The following is a 24,910-nucleotide window of genomic DNA, read 5'->3' as shown; positions in this document are numbered from 1 at the left end:
TTATTTTCTTTTGACGATTTCTTTAAAAAATTCTTCGTAGTTGTTTAAAATAATTTTTTTATCAAATTTTTTATAAACAGATTCAGATACTGATTTTGGATTAAAACTGGATAAATTGTTTAAGTGATTTATGTATTCTTCTTCTGTATCTACTAAAAAGCCATTAATTCCAGTTTCAACAATTTCTTTTGTGCCACCTGGAACATCAAATGCAATAACAGGCGTGCCTACGGCACAGCTTTCTAATAGAGCATTTGGGAAACCTTCTGAAAGTGATCCTTGTAAAAAAAAATCGCTCTTGCTAAGATGGTCAGCAACTTTTTTAGTATAGGGTATATGCCTTAATTTTTTATCAATATTTAGCTTTTTGGCTTCTGATAAAATTTCATCTCTTAGGGGTCCATCACCAATTATAGTATAGGTAAATGGAGTTGTTACTTTTGATAAAATTTTAATCAATCTAAGGTGTCCTTTAATTTCAACTAATCTACCAACCGTAATAAAATTTAATTGGTCTTTATCGAGCGTATTTTCTTTATTTATTTTGAAGTCATCTGTAATTGGATTCCTTATGATTTTTAAACTTTCTTCTCGCACACTAAATTCGTTAATGCAATCAACTGCCATGTCTTTAGATTGACAAATTACATAATCCATTTTTCTTAGTGCTCTACCAAGTAAATCAGGGGTCCAAGATTTTTTTGGTGTTTTATCAATGTTAAAACTAATTTTAGTTATAGCTGCTTGTCTAGCAACATAAACACTTTTTCTATAAAAATATGATGAAATTCCAATAGCAACGTTAAGGTGAGAGACAGTACTAATAACTATATTAGGCTTTTCTTGCCTCAAGGTTTTTATTAGTTTTGGTATAGAACGAGATACTCGTTCTTCATTCAAAAATTTAACCTTTGATTTTTCAATATCATAGGCAATATCCTTTTTAGAACCTATAATGATTAAAGAGCAGTCAAATAACTTATTATCAAGATTATTTGTTAAAAAACTAATTACTCTTTCTGCACCACCAGCCATGAGATTAGGTATAAAAAAAAGAATTTTTATTTTTTCGGTCATTTGGTTATAAGATTTTTAATTCATTACCGAGTTTTTTATCCCAAATCTCTGGTAATATGGGTCTGAAACCACCATCATGATGAAATGTTATTTCACCAAAATAAAGTTTACCATCTACATCATACCAATCAACTCTAACATATTTGAAAGCTTTTGCTAAAAGCTTAGAGAGCCTAATCATTTCTTTCAAGGTTTTTGGTCTTTCTAAATCTTCGCTACTTGGATCCGTACTTTTTCCATTTTCTTTTGGTGATGACCATCTAAATTCTTCTCGTTCCCAATTGGTATTATACCAGTTTCTATAATGTTGGTCACTACCTCTTCCCATATCAACACTTATCATTCTTACTTTACCGTTAAAACAATGCAATTTATAGTCAAAAGGAATTCCGCCGTTTTTATCTTGAAGTAGTTTTTCTACAATAATTCTTGGCTCAATATTTTTATATTGCCATTCTCTTGAAACTAAATAGTAGTTAGATTTTAAACGTTCTTCGAAGGATTGCTGCACTTCATCCCAATTAATTTTTGATTTGTCGTAAACAAATATTCCACCACTACTGTCATGATTGGCCTTTATAATAGATGGTGAGTCAGGTATATTTTCAGCTATTATATCTTTAGGGTTTTTTGTTGAAAAATATAAGGGTACTAAATACTCTTCACCAATTTTATCCTTTATAAATTCTCTTACCAAGTATTTGTCAGAACATTGTGTATGTAAAGGAGTTCTGTCGTTTAGTTTTAGCCAATTAATTTTTTCATTTAATGTTTGCGGATTTTTTAAATTAATTGGGTAACCAATATGATGTTTAAATTTAAATTTTACCAATTGTTTATCGGGGATAATTGGTAATAATAGATAATATATCCAGTTTAATATTTTTGTCATATTCTATTAAAATTGTTTTTGAAAAACGTCTTTAAGGTAGATTTTAGTTTTTTGATCAGATTTTATTTGTCTCAGTTAAATCTAATTCAGAAGAGTTGTCGTAATTTCTAATTTTTAAGTAAATGAATAGTGATAAGGCCATACTTTGATAATTGGCAAAAAATGTATGACTTACCATAAAATTTAATAAAACTACTATAAGAATATAAATCAAGTTGGGCTCTTTTTTAAAATATTTTAAACTGTTTTTGAATAGATAAAAATATAGACCAATGAATACTAAAAAAGGAAATATTCCACTTTCTCCTATTATCATTAAGAAAGTGTTGTGTGCACCAGGTAATTTTTTGGTTTTTACTTGAAATGACTTATAACCATTGCCAAAAAATGGTTTTTCAAATACATAGTCATAATACTGGGCCCATGTTTGATCTCTAGAATCGTTTTTTATAGTTTTAGTTTTTACCTCACCTTCGCCAAAAAAAGCAGTAAGTGCCTCAAACCTATCTGCAGCGAATAACTTTTTATTACTAAAGGTAACAACTAGAATTAATGCGAACATACCTATAATAGGAGCTAATAGGTTTTTGCGGTCTTTAACTACTGCTAATATATTTATTAGAACCCATACGACTATAAATGTTCTTGATAAAGTAAGTATTCCTGCAAGTGTAAATATAGCTTGACCTATTAACCGATGTTTAGCATTTATAATACTGTAAGAAATAGCTACACCCAAAAGGCAGGTGAATCCAGCGGAATTAGGGTTAAGGAAAAATCCACTATATCTGCCTTGAACCAAGCCATAAAGAGCATTGGTATAAGGAAATATTAGTGCATTTAAAATGATACTAATGGCACCTATTAATAATATATAAAAGAGTTCTTTATATATTGTTCTTTGCATTATTTCTGTAATACCTAAGATTAACACAATAAACCTTATCAATTCTTTTATTAGTTCTATTTCAAAACCATAATAATTAAAGCTGCTTATAGTAAAATATAAGATAGTAAACAATAAAAAAGCTACGACTGGTTTTTGTTTAGGTCTGGAATGTATAAAATATATAAGTAAAAGTAATGATGTAAAAATACTAACAGCCGATGATAATGATGGGTTGGTATACACCAATAAAAAGCCTGGTATATTACATAATACCAGAAATAAAATTAAATATCTTAATAGCTGAATTTTCAAAACTTGAATAAATTATTTTTGTGTTAATTTGACCATAGCACCTAACTTATAGTCCCATTCTTCTGGTTCTATTGGCCTACATCCGCTATCGTGGTGGAAAGTTATTTCACCGAAATACAGTTTATCATCTACATCATACCAATCTATTCTAGAATAGTCAAAGGGATTTGCTAATTGATTAGATAAAGCACACATTTGCTCTAATTTCTTAGGTGGTGGCACGTCAAATTCAGCAGGATTAGTTTCTTTGTTCTCTGAAACAGATGTCCATTTAAATGGACATCTCGTCCAGTCTGTATAATACCAGTTTCGGAAATGTTTATCTGAACCTCTACCAATATCTACTTGTATCATGTGTGCTTTACCATTAAAACAATGAATCTTGTAGTCTAGAGGTATTTTACCGTCTTCAGTAATGAGTAATTTCTCTATTATTATACGAGGCACTATGTTTTTATATTGCCATTCCTTTTTAGATTTATAGTAATTTTTTTTCAGTCTTAAGGTGAATAAATTCTGTAATTCTTGATAATTAAGTTTTTTCTTATCATAAACAAATATACCTCCACTACTATCATGATTGGCTTTAATAATAGAAGGGAAATCGGGAATATTTTCTGGTTTTAAATCATTTGGGTTTTGAGTTTCAAAATGTAACGGTACTAAATAGTCTTCACCTATTTTTTCTTTAATATACTTACGTACTTCGTATTTATCTGCACATTGAGTGTGAATAGGTCTTCGATCGTATAACTTCAACCAATTAATCTTTTCGTTTAATGTTTTTGGATTTTTTAGGTTTAAAGATTTTTTTCTTCTTTTCTTATAATTATAACGTACTACCCATTTATCAGGCCATAAATTATCCTTACTATAATGAAAAGTGTAAATCATTAATTTCCCTAGTAAGGTATTATGATATATCCAAAAAAAATTTTTTTTCATGCTTTTTTGTTGAAGTGTAGATTTTATAAATACGGAATAAAAGCCCATTTATTGTGTTCAATACCTATTCTCTTGTTTTTAACCTATTCAAATACCAATACATGGTCATACTTTTTAAAACGGTAATAATAGTAGTGCATAAGGCAATGCCAAATATCCCGTACATTTCGATGAAAATATAATCTAAAATTAAGTTTAAAATCAATGCTACAAATGAAATATAAGCCATTATGCTATTTTTGTTAATACTTGTAGCAAAATTAATCATTATCATACCAGTAATTTTGAACGGAATGTAGGCTAGAAATATTTTTTGAATAGTAGAAACCACTTGAGTGTCTTCTGTAGTGAATTCTTTTCGTTCAAATAGAAGGGCTACAATAAAATCAGATAGTAGAATACCAAATATAGTAATAGCTACTAGTCCAATGAAAACCCATTTTATGTTTTTGAAAAGATTTTCAAAAGCTAATTTTCTATTGCTCAAAACCAATTTTGTAAAGTAGGGAAGTAGAACATTACCCATAGCAACTAGTAACAAACTACTTAAAAAAGCTGGAATTTTTAAACCATAATTAAGTGCAGCTATAGAACCTACTACCAATTGAGCTGCGAAGAATTGGTCTACTACAGAGTTTAAAGCTGTTAGTAGACCTGAACTTATTTTAGCTGGTAATTGTTTAAATGCTATTTTGATATTGTTATTTTGATAATCTGGTTTCCCTAAAACTATAATTTTCTTATTTTTTGCAACAATAAGTAGATAGAGACAACTAGCAAATGCACCTAATGTTGTACCCCATGCCAGTAAGGTATTTTCGTAGTGTTCCTTAAAAAGAAAAATACTTAATAGGATGAAAAGTGGTGTAAAAACACCAGCAAAAGAACTAAATCTATATTCATCATTGACATTTAATAAAGCGCCCAAAGTAGAGGCTAGACCCCAAAAAAATATAGCAAATAGAAGTATAGGTAGCTGTTCTTTCACCAGTAAGTAAAATTCTAGTGATTTGTCAGGGTATAAAAGTTCGAGAAAAGTATTGGTGGATAAGTAGGTTATTACTGCAAAAAATAAACTTACAAAAACTGTAATGAACAGACTGGTCGTTTGAAAACTACCAATATTTCCTTTTATTCCAACTTCATTTATATAATTTGGTATGAATACACTTTTGAACGAGTTTAAAAATACACTATTAATAACCCCAGGTATTAGTATTGCAACATAGAATGTGTCTAATTGTAAAGATAATCCAAAATTAGCAGCTACAACTGTTTCTTTGAAAAAGCCTAAAATGCTAATAAATAATGTAACTCCACTAACTAAAATAAAATTTTGTAATACTTTTTTACGGATTAATTCTTTAGATTTTAATTTTATAGTTGATATAATAAAACCGAGATTCATGAATTTTGAAGAGTTTGTTTAATTAGTTTTTCCCACTTTTTAGTCACTTTATGCTCTTCTAAATGCGAAACACTTTCCGCAGCTTTTAGACCTATTTCTTTTCTTAACCTTGTGTTGCTAATTAACTCATTAATAGTTTCTGCCAATATATCAATATTATCGACAGGTGTTAAAAAACCATTGACACCATTCATAATTAATTCTGTTGGACCTGTGGGACAATCTGTAGAAATACAAGGTAAGCCTAAATACATTGCTTCTGTTAAGGCATTTGGAAATCCTTCAAAACGACTCGGAAAAATAAAAATTTTAGCTTTCAGAAGATAATTGGAAATTTGATTTTTACGGCCAGTAAGAATTATTTTATCTTCCATACCAAGTTCGCTAATCATACTAGTATATTCCTTCCTTTTAGGACCTTCGCCAACTAAATGTAATTGCCAATTAGGTGGATTAATTTTGGCAAAAGCCTTAATGGCAATATCTTGACCTTTTTGATAATTTAAACTACCTACATTTAATATGATATTTTCTTTTTCTATGCTTAGATTATTTTTTGCTTCAATATGATTTTTTGAAATAGGGTTAGCCAAAATTTTTATCTTCTCTTCTTTCATATAATTTTTGAAAAAATTGAGTATTGGCTTAGTTTGTACGACTAATATATTTGATTTACCATATGTAATTTTTCGCATTACTTTCCAAAATTTAGAAAGGTTGGCGAGAGGTGGATAATTCCGTTCGCTTACAATTACAGGTATTTTTATTGATTTTGCTGTCAAAATAGCTAAAACATTAGATTCTGTCATAAAACCAATAATAATATCTATAGAATGATTTCTGCAAACTTTTTTTATATTCTTATATATATGAAAGTTTGCCTGTAATGAGTTTATAAGTTTATTATTCGATTTAACCCTGTTTTCGTGACATGAGATAAGGTTAATATTGCTTTTTAATTGATAAAATGGTTTGTCTTTTGTCAAAGTGATAATAGTAACATTGAAGTTATTGCACAATCCATTCGCTAGAGTGGATACGACCCTTTCTGCACCACCAGAATTTAAGGAATAAATTAAAAAGGCAATATTTTTTTTCATTTGAATATTTAAATAATAGTTTTAAAAAGTTTTTTACGGAATGCAATGGATTGATCAATCTAGGATTTTAAAATAGTGTATAATTATTTAATAATTTTCAGTATATAACGTTGAAAATTGTTATAAATTATTTGTAAATAAAAAAGACGTTCTTTTGAACGTCTTTTTTATTTACAAGGTTGTTTTAAGTTTATTTTGTTAATGAGGCAAAAAATACTTCAATATTTGTATAGCCATCACCATCATGATCATCATTAGGATTTTTACTCAGATTACCAAAATAATTTTTTTCCCAATCATCAGCCATACCATCATTGTCTGTGTCATAAGTAGAAGGGTGGGTGGAACTAGGTTTTACAGGTATTGATAATGAACTAAAAGAACCTTCGTTATTAGTATAGTCAGCAATAGCTTTTTCATCGGTGAAATCTCTAAATAGACTATTCCCAACACCACTAAATACTCTATTTTCAATATCGTTAATAGAAGTTTCCCAATTGGTAATTAAACTATTATTAATAATTCTGTTAGAAGAATTGTAATTTTTGACATTGGTTCCATGCATATCATGAGAATGAGGGTTTAATTGATAATTGTCAGCGACATAAAAACCTCCATCCGTAATCTTTGAACCAGGACTATTAATTTCATTTTGTTTCCAAGCTATAGCAATATTTCGTGGTAGGTTATCTACAAAAGATTTGTAAATATTTCCTATAACATCAACTCTGTTTCCCCAGACCATATGCATACCTTCTTCATACCCGTAGGTGATATTATTAATATATTCTGAAGATTCTCGGTTAGAACCATACCCAACTAGAACATTTCTTTCACCTGTATGAGACATGTAATTTCCTGTAAATGAGAAATTAAAGTTGTTTTTTCCAAATAAGAAAGTGTAACTATTATTTGCATTGGTAATCATGGAATTTTGAAATGTGAAATTTGAAACACCATGGCAACTTAAATTTTCATCATCACCATTAGATAGGGAAACGTGGTCAATTATAACATTGTTCATATCGTAACCTGATTCATCCCAATTTTTTAATCTAATACAATCATAATCTGTATCAATGTTGCTATTATCGTTAACTCTAACGCTAATGTACCTTATAATAACTTCTTTACAATTTACATCAATTCCCGCTCCTTTAATTGTTATGCCTGGGTATGGAGCTGTTTCACCTGCAATTGTAATAAATTCTTCATTTTTATTTTTTTCTGGTTGTGCGCTTCCAATATTAAGCAGTGATTTTAATTGAATATCACCTCCAACATCAAAGACAATAGTTCTAGGTCCAGCAGTTTCAATAGCTTCTCTTAGGCTACCATTACCATCGTCGTTTAGGTTAGTTACATGAATTATTTTACCTCCGCGGCCGCCAATTGTATTTTTTCCAAATCCTTCTGCACCCGGAAATGCAAATAATTCTCCCATATTAAAATTATCGTTATTACCTAAAGAAGATTCGCTTGATTCTGGTTCAGTGCTTATTGTAACTGTAGCTTCTTCTTGGGTAACCGTACCAGTTTCTTCGTCTACGACTTCTGCCGTATATGTAAATGTGTCTTCTGTTGGTGTTTCTTCTTCCTGTCTATTCGCATCTTCTGAAGAAGTTGTTTCCTCCGGTGTTGCTTCCTCTGGAGTTGTTTCCTCTGGAGTTGTTTCCTCTGGAGTTGTTTCCTCTGGAGTTGTTTCCTCTGGAGTTGTTTCCTCTGGAGTTGTTTCCTCTGGAGTTGTTTCCTCTGGTGTTGTTTCCTCTGGTGTTGTTTCCTCTGGTGTTGTTTCCTCAGGTGTTGTATTCCCAGTTCTATAGGTTAATGTATTGTCGTCATTTATTGTAACAATTCCGTTTAACGGGGTTGATGTTTCTATTATAGTAACATTAGAGTTAGCACTTAAGTTATCATTATTCAAAACATCCATTAAAATAGTATTTTGATCAACAGACATGTAAAACCTATCGTTGGTAAGAATGGTTAGACTCTGTAAATCATCATTATCATTAATGACATATTCAGATAAAAGATCGGCATCTTTACTACAGGAAAACATTAAAATTGAGGCAAATGATGACAGAGCCAACTTTGAGGTGAAATTTAGAAACTTTGACATAAGTAGGTACTTTGTTTTAGAATTAAAAATATTACTATTTGGGTTGCAATAATAATCTAATATTTATTTGTATCGATGAAATAACTAATTTTTTCGATGAACTACATGTTGGTTTTTGGGGTACTTGTAGTCTAACGCTCTTAATAATTTTTTATTTGTTAAAAATCATGTTAATCGATTAAAAGTAAATAGCTTGGCAATAAATTAAATTTTTATTAGCAACCCTTGTGTTACGGTGAAAGTCGGTTTATTGGATGTTTTTAATCGATGAAATACATCATTTTTATCATAAAATCGACTAAATACCATTTTTGTTAACATCTTCATAAGAAAAACACCATAATTCTTATCTCATTTACGAATTTGTTTGACTTGATAAAATATATAATTAATACAAAGTTTATTTTAAATCTCTTATGATGTTAAAAATTAAATCCTGTATAAATAAAATTATACAGGATTTAATTTTTTCTCTATGATAGAGATTATAATGTTCTAAGGCAATTTTTAAAATGCCTTTGCACGCATCTTTTGTTTAGATGCTAAATGTGAATTTAAAGTCTAGCGTCAACATCTTTCGTTAAAATGCCTTTAACGTCATATAAAACACCGTCAGGCTTTAAAAGACTCTTTAGTTCCATTTCTAAAAACTGCTTATGGGCTACAGTTAAAACAATGGCATCATATTTTTGAGAAGGTAATTCTTTTACGACCTCCATTTTGTATTCATGGGCAACTTCTTTAGCAGATGCCCAAGGGTCATATATAGTAACATTGGTTCCATAAGATTTTAAATTACTTATAACATCTACAGCCTTAGTATTTCTAACATCTGGGCAATTTTCTTTAAAAGTGATGCCTAATACTAGAATGTTGCTTCCTTTAATTTTTATATCTCTTTGAACCATTAGTTTTATCACCTCTGAAGATACGTATTTGCCCATAGTATCGTTCATTCTTCTACCTGCCAATATAATTTCTGGATGGTAGCCAAACTCTTGAGCCTTTTGTGCTAAATAATAGGGGTCAACACCAATGCAATGCCCGCCAACTAACCCTGGCTTAAATGGTAAAAAGTTCCATTTGGTACCAGCTGCTTCCAACACGTCATGGGTGTCAATACCCATAAGATTAAAGATTTTGGCTAGTTCATTTACAAAGGCAATGTTAATGTCTCGTTGCGAATTTTCAATAACCTTGGCAGCTTCAGCTACTTTAATGGTTGGTGCTAAATGCGTGCCGGCAGTAATTACCGAGGCATATAATGCGTCTACTTTTTTACCTACTTCTGGTGTTGATCCCGAGGTAACTTTAAGAATTTTTTCAACGGTATGTTCTTTGTCACCTGGGTTAATGCGTTCTGGCGAATATCCTGCAAAAAAATCTTGGTTATATACTAAACCTGTTTCTTTTTCTAAGACAGGAATACACTCGTCTTCGGTAACACCCGGGTATACGGTAGACTCATAGATGACAGTGTCACCTTTCTTTAAAACTTTGCTAACAGTTTCCGATGCCTTGTATAATGGAGTTAAAATTGGTCTGTTAGTACTATCTACAGGTGTTGGTACGGTTACGATATAATAATTACAGTCTGCAATATCGGCTATTTGGTTAGTGCAGAACAACCCTGTTTTCATATTAGGACTATCTTGTAAAACACCTTGTAAAATGTCATCCTCAACTTCTAAGGTGCTATCATGACCTTTTCTAAGTTCTGCTATACGACCTTCATTAATGTCAAAACCGACAACTGGGTATTTGGTAGCAAATAATCTGGCAAGTGGCAACCCTACGTAGCCTAAACCAATAATAGCTATTTTTATATCTTTCATAATAATTATACTTTGGTTACCATAAGTAACCTTAATTTATTTAGTAAGTTACGATAAGTAACCATTTAAAATTTATTTTAACTCCTAACTCCTAACTCCTAACTCCTAACTCCTAACTCCTAACTCCTAACTCCTAACTCCTAACTCCTAACTCCTAACTCCTAACTCCTAACTCTTAACTCCTAACTCCTAACTCCTAACTCCTAACTCTTAACTCCTAACTCTTAACTCCTAACTCCTAACTCCTAACTCCTAACTCTTAACTCCTAACTCCTAACTCCTGAAATATTATTTCAAATTCTCCCAGTACCAATTAACCGCCTCTTTAAGTCCGGTTTTAATGTCAAATTGTGGGTCATAATTAAGTAATTCTTTTGCCTTATCGACAGAGGCTAATGAATGTGGTACATCACCGGCTCTTTTAGGGCCGTATATGTTTTTTACATTTTTTATTTTTGGGTCATATTCCCCTAGAAACTCTTTTAATAACTCTGTAAGCTCGTTTAAATCTGTACGTTCACCATAAGCTGTATTATATACGGTGTTCATCGCATTTTGGTTGTTAGATACCATTGCACGTACGTTCATTTGAATAACATTGTCTATATAAGTGAAATCTCTAGAGAAAGAACCATCACCATTAATAACAGGAGATTCATGCTTCATAAGTTGCATGACAAATTTCGGAATAACTGCAGCATAGGCACCGTTGGGGTCTTGCTTTCTTCCAAATACGTTAAAATATCGTAAACCAATGGTTTCTATGTCATAAGTCTTACTAAAAACATCGGCATATAATTCATTTACATATTTTGTGATTGCGTAGGGGGAGAGCGGTTTACCTATAATATCTTCCACTTTAGGCATATTGGTAGAGTCGCCATACGTCGATGAGCTTGCCGCATATATAAAACGTTTTACTTTTGCATCTCTTGCGGCCACCAGCATATTTAAAAAACCAGATACGTTGACGTCATTACTGGTAATAGGATCGTTTATAGATCTTGGTACCGATCCCAGTGCAGCTTGATGTAAAATGTAATCAACACCTTCGCAAGCTTTTTGGCAATCGCCTAAGTTTCTAATATCTCCTTCAATTAAAGTAAATTTAGAATTCTCTGTAAATGGAGCTATATTTTCACGTTTGCCGGTAGCAAAGTTATCCAAGCAGGTAACTCGGTTTCCGTTTGCTAGTAAGGCATGACATAGATTTGAGCCAATAAAACCGGCGCCGCCAGTAACTAATATGTGAAAATTTGAATTAAGTTTGTAAAGGTTCATATATTGGTGTTGAAGTTGTAAATTAAAACTCAGTGTATTGAGTATTATTGTTTAGAGTAGTTGTTTGTTTTCAGCTGAAATTATTTTTTTCATTGTTCTAATCTTGCAATGATAGAATCAGTAAATATTTCAGCACCCTCTGCAGATAAATGCGAATTGTCTCGCCAATAAGATAAGTTTTCGTTTTTCTTGAACATGTTTGTCATATCCCAAAATTCAATATTTTTTTCTTCTAACAGTTTACCTAATATATCATTGTCTTCTTTACAATTGTCGTGATATATTGGGGCGGTAAAGAGAATTAATCTTTTATTGTTTTTTTTACAAAATAGAGAGATTTCTTTTAAATACCTTTCGTAAATGGAGTTCAGCTTAAGTTCGTTTAGGCAAGGCTCATTTATTTTTTTTTCAAGCACTGCTTTGAAAATGCGTTTTTGTTCATCAGTAATATGAAGTGGGTCATACCCAGAATATTTATTGATGTCATAATTGGGAGATAAAAAATTCTTAATTAGACCCATTACCGTACCATTAAAATTTAACGACCAGAATATTTGATTCATGATTTTATTTTTACCTAAAGCAATATATTCTTTCTTTATAGTATTATTTTGATGGTATAGTTTTGATAGGCCAGCAATGTCATCACCTTTGTAATTGCTATCTATTGAATATTTAGGTGAAATGTGTAGAAGAATAGTTTGTTTTTTATTTGCTGGTAGTGTTTTTAATAAAGTTGCAGAAAAGGCTATTTTAGTCCCATCGAGACCCATATTAAAAGAATTCTTTGAAATTTTAATATTATTGACATGATGATTAGCTCTTGAGCTCCCAAGAACTATGAAATCTAAACTATCCTTTTCTTTTAAAAATTGATTTACTTTACCTCCGCTTGCTCCTGTGTAGACATTTTTATTAAGAGTTTCTAGAACAAAATAGACTGCCTTATCTAAAGCGTACGTAACTAAAACTACTAAAAGTGTGAGTTTAAGAATATATAGAAAGCTGTCTTTGTTCATATTAAAATTGAAAATAAATAAAGTTGTTAGAAGTAGAATAGAACAAGCTGGTTAAGACAATTAATATGCTACAAATAATTGCTGTTTTTAAAGGAGTAAAATTCTTTCCTAAATTTTCTAGAGGTAATTCTTTTTTAAATAAGTAATAGTCAAACAAAATACCTAATGTTAAGACAAATAGAGAATTGACTATTACATTAATATCACCAATAAAAGGTATGCCCCCTTCAAAAATTATAATTTTTTCAATTGCTGTGACAGCATCTGTAAATGTTGTAGCTCTAAAGAATACCCATGACATTAGCACTATGAAGAATGTAAGAGGGTAGCCTATTAAAGCAAATCTATTTAAAAAATTAAATCTAGGGTTTGATTTTATGTATTTTTCAATACTTAACACTAAACCATGTATACCTCCCCAAATTATAAAATTCCAAGAACTACCATGCCATAAGCCTCCTAATAACATGGTAATCATTAAGTTTCTATAGGTAATTTTAATACCTTTTCTATTACCGCCAAGAGAAATATATAAATAATCTCTTAACCAAAAGGATAAGGAAATATGCCATTTTCGCCAGAATTCTGTTAACGATTTTGAGAAGTATGGAAGATTAAAATTTTGGTGAAATTTAAAGCCCATAACTTTAGCTGTTCCTATAGCAATATCTGAATATCCTGCGAAGTCAAAATAAATTTGAAAGGCATAGAAGAAAGTAGCTAATAATACTGTACTTGAATTGTATAAACCAGGGTCAGCATAAATAGTGTCAATATATTTTGCAAGGGTATCTGCAATCACAATCTTTCTGAACAGACCAATGAAAATCTGTAAAAGTCCCTCATTGAACCATTCTTTATTAAAAGTTCTTTTCTTTTCTATTTGCGGTAACAAATTAGAAGCACGTTCAATAGGACCAGCTACCAGTTGCGGAAAAAATGCTATATACGTAAAGAAAGAAAGAACACTCTTGGTTGGTTTAAAGCTACCCCTATAAATATCTATGGTATAGCTTAATGTTTGAAACGTATAGAAGCTTATACCAACTGGTAAAATGATATTTAAAGTTAAATCGTTGGGTCGCCAGCCAGTTATAGATACGGCTTGAGTAAAAGACTCTGCAAAAAAATTATAATATTTGAATATAGAGAGAAATCCTAAATTGGCAACCAAACTAACTACTAGCCAAAATTTCTTTTGTTTTTTGGAATTTGCTTTAAAAATAGATAAGCCGGCAACGTAATCTATGACAGAACTTATAATTATTAAAGACAAAAAACGCCAATCCCACCAGGCATAGAAAATGTAACTGGCAGTTAGTAATAATATGTTCTGAAATGTAAGTTTATTATTTAACAGCCAATAAAGGACAAATACAATGGGGAAAAATATTAAAAATTCTACGGAGTTAAATAGCATTTGTTATACTAATCTTAATTTCTATTTGTCACTAAACAAAATTAATCTTATTTAATTTATGTAGTAACTCTTATACCATTCTACAAAACGTTGAACACCTGTTTTTATTGGAGTATTTGGGCTATAATTGTAATCTGCAATTAAATCATCTACATTGGCCCAAGTTTTTTCCACATCGCCTGGTTGCATGGGGTACATGTCTTTTTTAGCTTCGGTATTTAAGCTTTCTTCTATGGCCGTAATAAAATCCATTAATTTTACAGATTTACTATTTCCAATATTATAAATTTTAAATAAATCTTCTTTTTGTTCTATTACTGATTTTTGAATAATTCTAACTACACCTTCAGTAATATCATCTATATAAGTAAAATCGCGTTCTAATTTACCGCTATTAAAAACCTTAATAGGTTTATCATTGACAATGGCATCTGTAAACAAAAACATGGCCATGTCTGGTCTGCCCCAAGGGCCATAAACGGTAAAGAATCGTAACCCTGTTGTTTTAAAACCGTAAAGGTGCGCATAGGTATGTGCCATTAGTTCATTGCTCTTTTTTGTGGCTGCATATAAACTAATAGGGTGGTCTACATTATCACTGGTCTCAAAAGGTATTTTTTCATTTAAACCATAAACACTTGAGCTACTTGCGTAGATCAAGTGTTTTATCTTATTATGACGACAACATTCTAAAATATTCAAAAAACCGACTACATTACTATCAACATAAGCCTCTGGGTTTTCTAAACTATAGCGTACACCTGCTTGTGCGGCTAGGTTGCAAACCTTGTCGAAGGCTTGTTCTTTAAATAGCAAAGGTAAATGTTCGCGATCCTCTAAATTTAAACGAATAAATGAGAATTGTGAATTACGTTCACTAATGGCAATTTTGTTGAAAACTTCAGCATTACTTTTAGTAATACCCAATTCTCTTAGACGGTCATATTTAAGGTTTACATCATAATAATCATTGATGTTATCTAAACCAACAACGGTATGACCGCTTTCTAAAAGAGATTTAGTTACAAAAAAACCGATGAAACCTGCAGCGCCGGTAACTAATATTTTCATGATTGCCCAATTTTGTAATAATTAAAGCCAATGGAATGCATTACTTCATTGTCTAATAAACGTCTTCCGTCAAAAACGAATGCAGGTTTTAACATTTGTTCATAAATACTTTTCCAATCATAGGTCTTAAATTCGTCCCATTCAGTTAAAATAGCAATGGCATGTGCTTCTTTTGTAGCATCTATAGGGTCGTTACTGACTTTCAACAACCTTCTGTTTTCTTCTGGAGAGCGAGTACCTAAATAATCTAAATCTGCATAAATTCTTTCTGCCGTTACCTTAGGGTCGTATACCGTAATTTCTGCGTTCTCATCTAATAAAGCATCTGCAACTGCAATTGCTGGAGACTCTCTTGTGTCATTGGTGTCCTTTTTAAACGCCCATCCGTAAAGAACAATCTTTTTACCTGAAATGGTATTGTATAAGGAGGAGATAATATGTTCTGCAAAACGACTTTTCTGGTAATCATTTGCAATAATAACTTGTTCCCAGTAATCTGCAACCTCTGTAAGGCCATAAGAGCGAGCAATATATACCAAATTTAAAATGTCTTTTTGGAAACAAGAACCGCCAAAACCTACCGATGCATTTAAGAATTTGGATCCAATACGACTATCATATCCTATAGCTCTAGAAATTTCTTGAATGTTGGCATCTGTTTTTTCACATAGTGCAGAAATGGTATTGATCGAAGATACCCTTTGTGCCAAAAATGCATTCGCCACTAATTTTGATAATTCTGATGACCAGACGTTAGTTTGTAATACACGTTCTTTTGGTAACCATTGTTCGTATATTGAACTTAAAGTATCTTTCGCTTCTTGGCCAGAAGGGGTGTCATCACCACCAATTAAAACCCTATCGGCATTTAAAAGGTCGTCAATCGCCGTACCTTCCGCTAAAAACTCAGGGTTGGATAGTATTTCAAAATTTACTTTATTACCCGTATGCTGTAAGATACTTTTTATAGCACTGGCAGTACGAACAGGTAGTGTTGATTTTTCTACTACAATTTTATCGTCTTTAGCTACTTTAGCTATATTTCTTGCACAAAGTTCTACAAATTTTAGATCGGCAGCTTGTCCTTTTCCTTTACCATAGGTTTTGGTAGGGGTGTTTACCGATATAAAAATAATCTGGGCTTCATCAATTGCTTTGTCAACTTCTGTTGAAAAGAAGAGGTTTTTGTTTCTTGCTTTGCCAACAATTTCCTTTAAGCCAGGTTCATAAATAGGAAGGTTGTCTAGGTTGTCGTCATTCCAGCTATCAATTCTTTCTTGATTGATATCTACAACAGTAACTTTAATGTCTGGGCATTGACTTGCAATAACTGACATGGTAGGCCCACCTACGTAACCAGCTCCAATACAGCATATATTTGTAATTTTTTTCATATTTTTAAATTGAAACTTTTGCAAAATTTGCAAAGATAAATGATTAAGTATTATTTAGTCGTTCAAGAGTTGATTTAATAGATTTTACGTTTTTTTTCTTTCAATGAATAATAAGAAGATGTTTAATCAGTTAATCATGTGTAGTAATCAAGGAAAATTAAAATCTTCCTAATGATGAACTGCGATTTTGATAGTTTAGTATGATTTCATCCTATAATTTTGAATTTGAAAGTATTTTCTGTATTCATTTTTTGTGCTTGTTATCATTGATCTATCTTCGTAATATCTAAATAACAATATTTTGAAAAAAGTTTTAATTACCGGTGGAGCTGGATTTTTAGGGTCTCATCTCTGCGATCGTTTTATAAAAGAAGGCTATCATGTAATAGCTATGGATAATCTCATAACAGGAGATATTAAAAATTTGGAGCATTTGTTTCCTTTGGAGCAATTTGAGTTTTTTCATCATGATGTAACCAAGTTTGTTCATATAGCCGGAGATTTAGATTATATCTTACACTTTGCCTCGCCAGCTAGCCCAATAGATTATTTGAAAATACCTATTCAAACTTTAAAAGTAGGAGCGTTAGGTACTCATAATCTTTTAGGTTTGGCAAAAGAAAAGAATGCACGCATTCTAATAGCTTCTACTTCTGAGATTTACGGTGATCCTTTAGTGCACCCACAAACAGAGGAGTACTATGGTAATGTAAATACTATAGGGCCACGTGGCGTATATGACGAAGCTAAGCGGTTTATGGAGTCTATTACCATGGCGTACAATAGATTTCATGGTGTTGAAACAAGAATTGTAAGAATATTTAATACTTATGGTCCAAGAATGCGACTAAATGATGGTCGTGTAATACCTGCTTTTATAGGTCAGGCTCTAAGAGGAGAAGATTTAACGGTATTTGGTAAAGGAGATCAAACAAGGTCTTTTTGTTATGTAGATGATGAAGTGGAAGGGATTTATAGATTGTTGTTAAGTGACTATGATCTGCCTGTTAATATTGGTAACCCGCATGAAATTACAATTAGAGATTTTGCAGAGGAAATCATTAAATTAACTGGCACCACGCAAAAAGTCATTTTTAAGCCTTTGCCACAAGATGACCCTATGCAACGCCAACCAGATATTTCTAAGGCTAAAGAAATTCTAAACTGGGAGCCTAAAGTTCTTAGGGAAGAAGGTATGAAAAAAACATATGAGTACTTTAAATCATTGCCCTCTGATGACCTGTATAAGAGAGATCATAAAGATTTTAGTACTTATAATAAGGTATAGGTTGTTTCGTTATACTATCTAAAAGTACGGCAAATGTTGATTTAGTATAAATTCAACATTGATTGTAGTGTTCTAATTTAATGTTGGTTTGGTTCGTTCATCATATTGAAATAGACAGTTCGGTAAAAGGTAAGAATTTACTTTAAATGTTTTTGCAAAAGTAGTTGAACGATTAATTTTTAGAATTAGACGAATTAAGATATTTCAATTTATGTTTAGTAATAACTTGGCGTACATTTACTTAAATTTTAAAAGAAAAAAGTGGTAGATACAAAGGAAAAAATATGGTTATCCTCTCCTCACATGGGTGGGGCGGAACAGGATTATGTCAATGAGGCCTTTGAAACTAATTGGATTGCACCTTTGGGACCTAATGTTAATGCTTTTGAGCATGCGATTAGAAGTCAATTAGGTGATAACGTGCATGTAGCGGCTTTAAGTTCAGGTACTGCTGCTATTCATTTAGGTCTGCAGCTTTTAGGGGTAGGGCATGGAGATGAGGTGCTTTGTCAAAGTTTTACCTTTTCTGCGTCTGCAAACCCTATAATGTACTTAGGGGCAACCCCAGTTTTTGTGGATAGTGAAGTAGATACCTGGAATATCTCTCCAGAACTTTTAAGAAAAGCCATAGAGAATAGAATTTTAGAGAAAGGTCTGCCAAAAGCTATTATCGCAGTACATTTGTACGGTATGCCTTATAAGGTGGATGAAATTCATGCCATCGCTAAAGAGTACGGTATTCCGGTATTGGAAGATAGTGCAGAAGCTTTAGGTAGTACATATATGGATAAACCCTGTGGAGCTTTTGGCGATATAGGTGTTCTTTCTTTTAATGGCAACAAAATTATTACAACCTCAGGTGGTGGTGCCTTAACCGCTAAAAGCAAAACACTTACAGATAAAGCCATATTTTTAGCTACGCAAGCTAGAGATGATGCGCCGCATTATCAACATTCTAATGTTGGTTATAATTACCGAATGAGCAATGTTTTAGCAGGCATTGGTAGAGGACAAATGGAAGTGTTGCAAAATAGAGTTGACTCTAGAAGAAGTAACTTTGAATATTACCAAAACGAATTGGCTTCTTTGAAAGAAATTGAGTTCATTGATGAAGCAGAAGGTTTTTATTCAAATAGATGGTTAAGTTGTGTGCTTACACCTTCTTTTGAAATTAGAGAAGGAATTCGATTGGCTTTATTGGAAGAAAATATTGAGTCTAGACCATTGTGGAAGCCATTACATATGCAACCTATTTTTAGTCAATATAAAACATTTGTTGACGGCACTTCCGAAGATTTATTTAGTAGAGGATTATGCCTGCCAAGTGGGAGTAACTTAAGTTCTGAAGATTTGAAACGAGTTTCGGATTGTATTAAAAAAGTACTGTTATGATATTAAGATTCTTAAATTATACATCGCAGCGTTATGCCTCTAAGTGGCTGGTTTTATTTATCGACCTGCTTACCGTTGGTTTTTCGTTCGTGTTGTCTTACTTGATCAGATTTAACCTGACCTTTAATTTTGATGTTCAAAACCTAGTTGTACAATTACCATTGGTCATTCTTACGGCGTTAATTTCGTTTGTTATCGTTGGTTCTTACAATGGAGTTGTTCGTCATACGGGAGTTAGGGATGTTTATAATATTTTCAATGCAGTTTGTTTATCTAGTATCATTTTAATATTTATAGTAATAGGGAATAGGGAAGTAGCTTTTATAAATAGTTTTACTGTACCGTTATCTATTATAATTATTAACAGTTTAATCACGTTTGTGGTGTTAACTGCGTCAAGGTTTGCTTTTAAATCATTGTATAATCGAATTAATGGAAGTTTAAAAGTTAGTAAGCATGTATTAATTTATGGGGCGGGAGAATCTGGAGTACTTACCCGTAGCGCTATTACAAACCATTCTAAAAGTAGATATAAGGTAGTAGGTTTTATTGATAGGGATGTCAAAAAAATAGGTAAAAATATCAACGGTGTTCCTGTTTTTGCTAGAAAATCTTTGACAGAGGCTTTTATTGTAAAAAACAATATCTCAGAAATTATATTTTCAATACAGAATATAGATTCAGCAAAACTGCGTAAAACTGTAGAGGGACTAGTAGACTTGCCTATCATCGTTAAAATTGTACCGCCAATTGAAGACTGGATCAATGGAGAACTAAAAGTGTCTCAAATTAAACAAGTTCAAATAGAAGATTTACTTGATAGGGCACCAATCACTATAAAGAATAGTAAAATTGCCATGGAATTGATGAATAAGTCGATTATGGTTACTGGTGGTGCTGGGTCTATTGGAAGTGAGATTGTTCGTCAAATTTGTAATTATTCCTATAAATCGCTGATTGTTCTTGATTCAGCTGAATCTGCTCTTTATGATTTGCAACAGGAACTAAAACAAAACGGCTTTCATAATTTTATTCCTATCGTTACCGATATTAGGGATAAGAATAGAATGAACGCATTGTTCAGTGAACATAAACCAAACGTAGTTTTTCATGCTGCTGCTTATAAGCATGTGCCATTAATGGAATACAATTCTTATGAAGCTATTAAAATTAACATTGGTGGAACAAAAAATGTAGCTGACTTATCTGTTATACATGGTGTGGAAAAATTTGTCTTTGTTTCTACCGATAAAGCTGTTAACCCTACTAATGTTATGGGAGCAACTAAGCGAATTGCAGAAATGTATATTAGCTGCATGCAAAAAGAAAACAAAACAAAATTTATTACGACTCGTTTTGGAAATGTATTAGGTTCTAATGGATCGGTGATACCTTTGTTTAGAAAACAAATTGAAAAAGGAGGGCCTTTGACATTAACGCACAAAGATATAACGCGTTATTTTATGACTATACCAGAAGCTTCGCAATTGGTATTAGAAGCTGGTGCCATGGGTGATGGAGGTGAAATATTTATTTTTGACATGGGAGAATCTGTGAAGATATTTGATCTTGCCAAGAATATGATAAAGCTATCAGGTTTAAGGTATCCAGAAGATATTGATATTAAAATTACCGGATTACGCCCAGGAGAGAAGCTATATGAAGAACTTTTGGCAAATGGTGAGAATACCTTGCCTACATATCATCAAAAAATAAAAATTAGTAAAGTTCGAGATGTAGAATACGCTAAAGTGAGGTCGAAAATTGATGAATTATGTATTACCAATATGTTTTTCAGTGGTAATACGGTTAAGTTAATGAAGGAGATTGTACCCGAATATGTTTCTAAAAATTCAGATTTTTGCGAGTTGGATAAATCAGGCAACCCTACGGATGGAAAGAATATTGCTCCGCTCAAAATAGTTCAGCCTTAATAATCATAACACTAACGATTACAAATATTTTAAGAAGAATGAATTCATTGAAAACAAGAATTAAAAATTACTTACTAATATTAAGCGCAGGTTTATTTATAGCTTCATGCGCCTCTAGACGAGATGTTGTTTATTTTCAAGATGCGCAAGAGTACGAGACTATCGTTAGTGATAATAGCCATGTAAATACATTTAAGATTGATGATGTAATATCCATCAACGTTTCTACTTTGGACTCTGAAGCAAGTCTGCCTTTTAATGTGTTTAAAGGAGTTATGACTAATGGATCGAGACCAGAGCAATTAGATTATATTATTGATAAACAAGGTAATATTGATTTTCCTGTACTTGGTGAGTTAAAGTTAGTAGGACTTACCCCAGAAGAAACAAAAAATTTACTAAAAGAAAAATTAAAGCCCTATTTAAAGGATCCTATTATAAATATAAGACTGGTGAATTTTACAGTTACTGTATTGGGTGAAGTAAATAAACCTGGTACTTATTTTGTAAATGGTGAGCAAATTACTGTGTTAGAAGCAATTGGTTTGGCTAATGATTTAGGTATAAAGGGAATGCGTGATAATGTTTTGGTCATAAGGGATTTTAATGGCACCAAGGTGTATACGCGAATAGATTTAACCAGCAAAGATGCTTTGAACTCGCCTGTTTATTATTTGACACAGAATGATGTAGTGTATGTTGAACCAAATAAATCTGCTGTTACTTCATCTAGTTTAGATGGTAGAGCGGGTATAGCAATTTCAATAGCTTCTCTTTTAATTACAACTACACTGATACTTGTTAGATAGCTTTATTAAAATTGTACTTACCCAAATCGATATTATTCTATGAGTTTTTCAGATAAAAAAGAGGATATAAAAGACATAATTACCACATATTTAAAACATTGGAAATGGTTTGTTTTATGTGGTTTTATTGCGTTGGCATTGGCTTATGTAAACATTAGGTATACAACACCAGAGTATGCCGTAAAATCTCAAATACAGATTGTTCAAGAGAAAAATGCGAATAATCAAATGAGTGTTTTTCAGGATTTGGATGTTTTTGGTGGTTCCTCTAAACAGGTAGAAGATGAAATTGAGATATTATCATCAAGATCTAATTTTATAGAAGTTGTTAAGGAGCTGGGGGCTAATGTAAAGATTATGGCCTTGGGGAATATTATAAACTCAGAAGTTTACTCTAATCCTCCTATAAAGATGAACTTTATTGCCGCAGATTCTACGGTTAATAATGCTAATTATAGTTTTTTTATAGAGTTTTCTTCAGCGAATACGTTTGGTTTTACTGAAAATGAAAACGTGCCGTCTAAGATTTATTCTTACGGTAGTGGTATTTCTACGCCAATTGGAGATATGGTAATTACACCAAACGTTAAAGATCCAAAAAGTTTAATTGGAAAAAGATTTCAAGTCTCTTTGAGTCCTGTTGAAAGAGTAGCACGTAGTTTTAAATCTGCTGTTAATATATCTGTAAGCGCTGAGTTTTCTAATATTCTAGATGTGTCAATGACAAGTGCTATTCCTAAAAAAGCAAAAGACATTATAGACAAGTTAATTGAGATATATAATAGAAATGCAATCGATGAAAAAAAACGTATTGCTGATACAACTTCTGATTTCATTAACAACCGTATTCAATTAATATCTGGTACTTTAACTAATGTAGATAAAGATGCTCAAGAATTATTGACTGAAAAGGGTATGACCGGTTCTGGTATTGAAGTAGGTGCTGCCGTTCAAGTAAGTGCAAGTAGCCGTTCTAATTTAGAGAATGCAAAAGTGCAGCTGCAAATGGTCAGTGGATTAAAAGACTATGTAAGCGGTGAAACTGGTTATGATGAAATGCCTGTAGTTGATGTGGGAAGTGGAGCTTTAAGTCAGGCTACAGTTCAATATAACGCTTTGGTCGCAGAGCGTAAACGATTATTGAAAAGCTCTAATGAACAAAACCCTATGATTGTTAATCTTGATGAGCAATTAGATGGTATTAAAAGTACAATGCAATCTAGTTTAAATTCATTAGAGCGTAACGTAGGTATGAATGTTAGTACGTTGCAAAGTCAATTAGGTAGAATTCAAGGTACAATATACTCTGCTCCTGAAAATCAACGGGAACTTAGAAATATTACTAGAAAGCAAGAAACTACAGAATCTTTGTATTTATATTTATTACAGAAACGTGAAGAGTCACAAATAGCATTTGCTTCAGCTTCGCCTAAATCCAATGTAATCGATAAAGCTTATGTATCTAGCCCAACGCCTGTAAAACCTAAAAAAGCTATCACGTATTTAGCCGCTCTGATGTTAGGATTATTGTTGCCTTTTGGAGTAATTTATGGTAAGGATCAGTTAGATACCAAGATTCAAAATAAGCACAGCTTAGAGAAATTTACCAATGATATTCCTGTTTTGGGTGAATTACCTAGTCTTTCTAAAAAGGATAGTAAAATTATTATTAATGATGATCGGTCTGTTCTTGCCGAAGCATTACGTATTATACGCGCTAACTTAGATTTTCTTATTAAAACCAAGCATGCAAGTAATAGTAATAAAAACAATGTTATTTATATTACTTCAAGTACACCGGGAGAGGGTAAGACATTTGTCTCATCTAACCTTTCAATGATATTGGCGAGTACCAATAAAAAGGTCCTCTTAGTAGGTGCTGATATTAGAAATCCTAAATTATATACCTTCTTTTCGGGTGATTCTGTAGATAAGCTTAAAACGCCATCTAGAAATAAAGATGCTGGTTTAACGGAATACTTGCTAGATGATACTATACTTGTTAAAGATATCATTAGACCTATGTTGGTACATCATAATACTATAGATGTTATTTACTCTGGTAAAATTCCACCAAATCCGGCAGAATTATTAATGAGTTCTAAAATTGAGAATTTGTTAGAAGAAGTGTCTGAAATGTATGATTATGTAATTGTAGATACAGCACCAATGATGGTAGTCAGTGATACTTTATTAATTGCGCCTTATGCAAATCATATTATATATGTGACCAGAGCTGGGGTAACTGATGAATCTGCCGTTAAATTCCCTCTCAACTTACGTGAAGAAGGCAAATTAAAAGGTGTTTCCTTTGTTGTAAATGATGTTAGTTTAGATAGTTTAGGTTACGGCGGTAAATATGGTTACGGTTATAGTAAAAGCGCCAAAAAATGGTGGAAATTCTAAAATTTAGAATCACTAAAAAATAAAAAAGACACGATGATTATTATGATTATCGTGTCTTTTTTATTTATTCAGAACTATTCATTTTGGTAGAATTAATATAGTGCTTTACATATTTTGTGTTTTAATAAACAAATATGTTTAATGGTCTTAACTCCTTGTTCTACAGATTTTTAACATTTTGCACCTCTAATTTTGGTATGATTATTTATCCAAGATTATGAACCGTTCATGTTTTATGGCTTTTTTCCTACTAGTAAAGGTGAATTTTATACTTGTACTTTATCGAGTAACATTCAGGTTTAAACGAATATAAGAC

The 24,910-nt window shown here is 31.9% G+C and carries 18 protein-coding genes; 5 read left to right on the top strand and 13 right to left on the bottom strand.

What is annotated here, in order from left to right; genetic code table 11:
• The 13 genes from SJY30_RS07035 to SJY30_RS06975 form a co-directional block, all read right to left on the bottom strand.
• Positions 1-1,077 (bottom strand): glycosyltransferase, encoded by a 1,077-nt coding sequence (locus tag SJY30_RS07035; protein ID WP_396634861.1) that lies wholly within the window; start codon positions 1,075-1,077, stop codon positions 1-3.
• A 4-nt stretch (positions 1,078-1,081) separates the two neighbouring features.
• Positions 1,082-1,969 carry an ATP-grasp fold amidoligase family protein gene (locus tag SJY30_RS07030; protein ID WP_396634860.1) on the bottom strand — a complete coding sequence of 296 codons (888 nt, stop codon included), beginning with the start codon at positions 1,967-1,969 and terminating at the stop codon, positions 1,082-1,084.
• Between the two features lie 55 nt (positions 1,970-2,024).
• Positions 2,025-2,876, bottom strand: coding sequence for an O-antigen ligase family protein (locus tag SJY30_RS07025; protein ID WP_396634859.1), 852 nt, complete (start codon positions 2,874-2,876; stop codon positions 2,025-2,027).
• A gap of 306 nt (positions 2,877-3,182) precedes the next feature.
• Positions 3,183-4,115 (bottom strand): ATP-grasp fold amidoligase family protein, encoded by a 933-nt coding sequence (locus SJY30_RS07020; protein ID WP_396634858.1) that lies wholly within the window; start codon positions 4,113-4,115, stop codon positions 3,183-3,185.
• A 64-nt stretch (positions 4,116-4,179) separates the two neighbouring features.
• On the bottom strand, positions 4,180-5,523 hold the full coding sequence (murJ, locus tag SJY30_RS07015; protein WP_396634857.1) for a murein biosynthesis integral membrane protein MurJ: 1,344 nt from the start codon (positions 5,521-5,523) through the stop codon (positions 4,180-4,182).
• Entirely contained in the window at positions 5,520-6,623 is a 1,104-nt protein-coding gene (locus SJY30_RS07010) for a glycosyltransferase family 4 protein (RefSeq protein ID WP_396634856.1), read from the bottom strand. The genes murJ and SJY30_RS07010 overlap by 4 nt, the downstream gene beginning before the upstream one ends.
• 190 nt (positions 6,624-6,813) lie before the next feature.
• On the bottom strand, positions 6,814-8,745 hold the full coding sequence (locus tag SJY30_RS07005; RefSeq protein WP_396634855.1) for a hypothetical protein: 1,932 nt from the start codon (positions 8,743-8,745) through the stop codon (positions 6,814-6,816).
• A 554-nt stretch (positions 8,746-9,299) separates the two neighbouring features.
• Positions 9,300-10,580 (bottom strand): nucleotide sugar dehydrogenase, encoded by a 1,281-nt coding sequence (locus tag SJY30_RS07000; protein WP_396634854.1) that lies wholly within the window; start codon positions 10,578-10,580, stop codon positions 9,300-9,302.
• A gap of 288 nt (positions 10,581-10,868) precedes the next feature.
• Entirely contained in the window at positions 10,869-11,861 is a 993-nt protein-coding gene (locus tag SJY30_RS06995) for an SDR family oxidoreductase (protein WP_396634853.1), read from the bottom strand.
• Positions 11,862-11,950: 89 nt separating this feature from the next.
• Complete coding sequence (locus SJY30_RS06990; RefSeq protein WP_396634852.1) at positions 11,951-12,880, bottom strand: hypothetical protein; 930 nt, start codon at positions 12,878-12,880, stop codon at positions 11,951-11,953.
• Position 12,881: 1 nt separating this feature from the next.
• Entirely contained in the window at positions 12,882-14,300 is a 1,419-nt protein-coding gene (locus SJY30_RS06985; protein WP_396634851.1) for an MBOAT family O-acyltransferase, read from the bottom strand.
• A 51-nt stretch (positions 14,301-14,351) separates the two neighbouring features.
• Positions 14,352-15,371, bottom strand: coding sequence for an NAD-dependent epimerase (locus tag SJY30_RS06980; RefSeq protein WP_396634850.1), 1,020 nt, complete (start codon positions 15,369-15,371; stop codon positions 14,352-14,354).
• Complete coding sequence (locus tag SJY30_RS06975) at positions 15,368-16,765, bottom strand: nucleotide sugar dehydrogenase (RefSeq protein ID WP_396634849.1); 1,398 nt, start codon at positions 16,763-16,765, stop codon at positions 15,368-15,370. The genes SJY30_RS06980 and SJY30_RS06975 overlap by 4 nt, the downstream gene beginning before the upstream one ends.
• A 301-nt stretch (positions 16,766-17,066) precedes the next feature.
• Between SJY30_RS06975 and SJY30_RS06970 the strand changes: the two genes are divergently transcribed.
• The 5 genes from SJY30_RS06970 (at position 17,067) to SJY30_RS06950 (ending at position 24,594) form a co-directional block, all read left to right on the top strand.
• Positions 17,067-18,053 (top strand): UDP-glucuronic acid decarboxylase family protein, encoded by a 987-nt coding sequence (locus SJY30_RS06970; RefSeq protein ID WP_396634848.1) that lies wholly within the window; start codon positions 17,067-17,069, stop codon positions 18,051-18,053.
• A 303-nt stretch (positions 18,054-18,356) separates the two neighbouring features.
• Positions 18,357-19,445 carry a DegT/DnrJ/EryC1/StrS family aminotransferase gene (locus tag SJY30_RS06965; RefSeq protein WP_396635313.1) on the top strand — a complete coding sequence of 363 codons (1,089 nt, stop codon included), beginning with the start codon at positions 18,357-18,359 and terminating at the stop codon, positions 19,443-19,445.
• A complete protein-coding gene (locus SJY30_RS06960) occupies positions 19,442-21,379 on the top strand; it encodes a polysaccharide biosynthesis protein (protein ID WP_396634847.1) in 1,938 nt (645 codons plus the stop codon). The genes SJY30_RS06965 and SJY30_RS06960 overlap by 4 nt, the downstream gene beginning before the upstream one ends.
• Before the next feature lie 38 nt (positions 21,380-21,417).
• Positions 21,418-22,188 carry a polysaccharide biosynthesis/export family protein gene (locus SJY30_RS06955; RefSeq protein WP_396634846.1) on the top strand — a complete coding sequence of 257 codons (771 nt, stop codon included), beginning with the start codon at positions 21,418-21,420 and terminating at the stop codon, positions 22,186-22,188.
• Positions 22,189-22,227: 39 nt separating this feature from the next.
• Positions 22,228-24,594, top strand: a complete 2,367-nt coding sequence (locus SJY30_RS06950) for a GumC family protein (RefSeq protein WP_396634845.1) — start codon at positions 22,228-22,230, stop codon at positions 24,592-24,594.
• Positions 24,595-24,910 lie beyond the last annotated feature (316 nt).

This window comes from Maribacter sp. R86514, assembly GCF_044597005.1.
Taxonomy (GTDB): domain Bacteria; phylum Bacteroidota; class Bacteroidia; order Flavobacteriales; family Flavobacteriaceae; genus Maribacter.
Note: the sequence above shows the minus strand (reverse complement) of the source record. Positions and strands in the feature narration are given on the sequence as shown.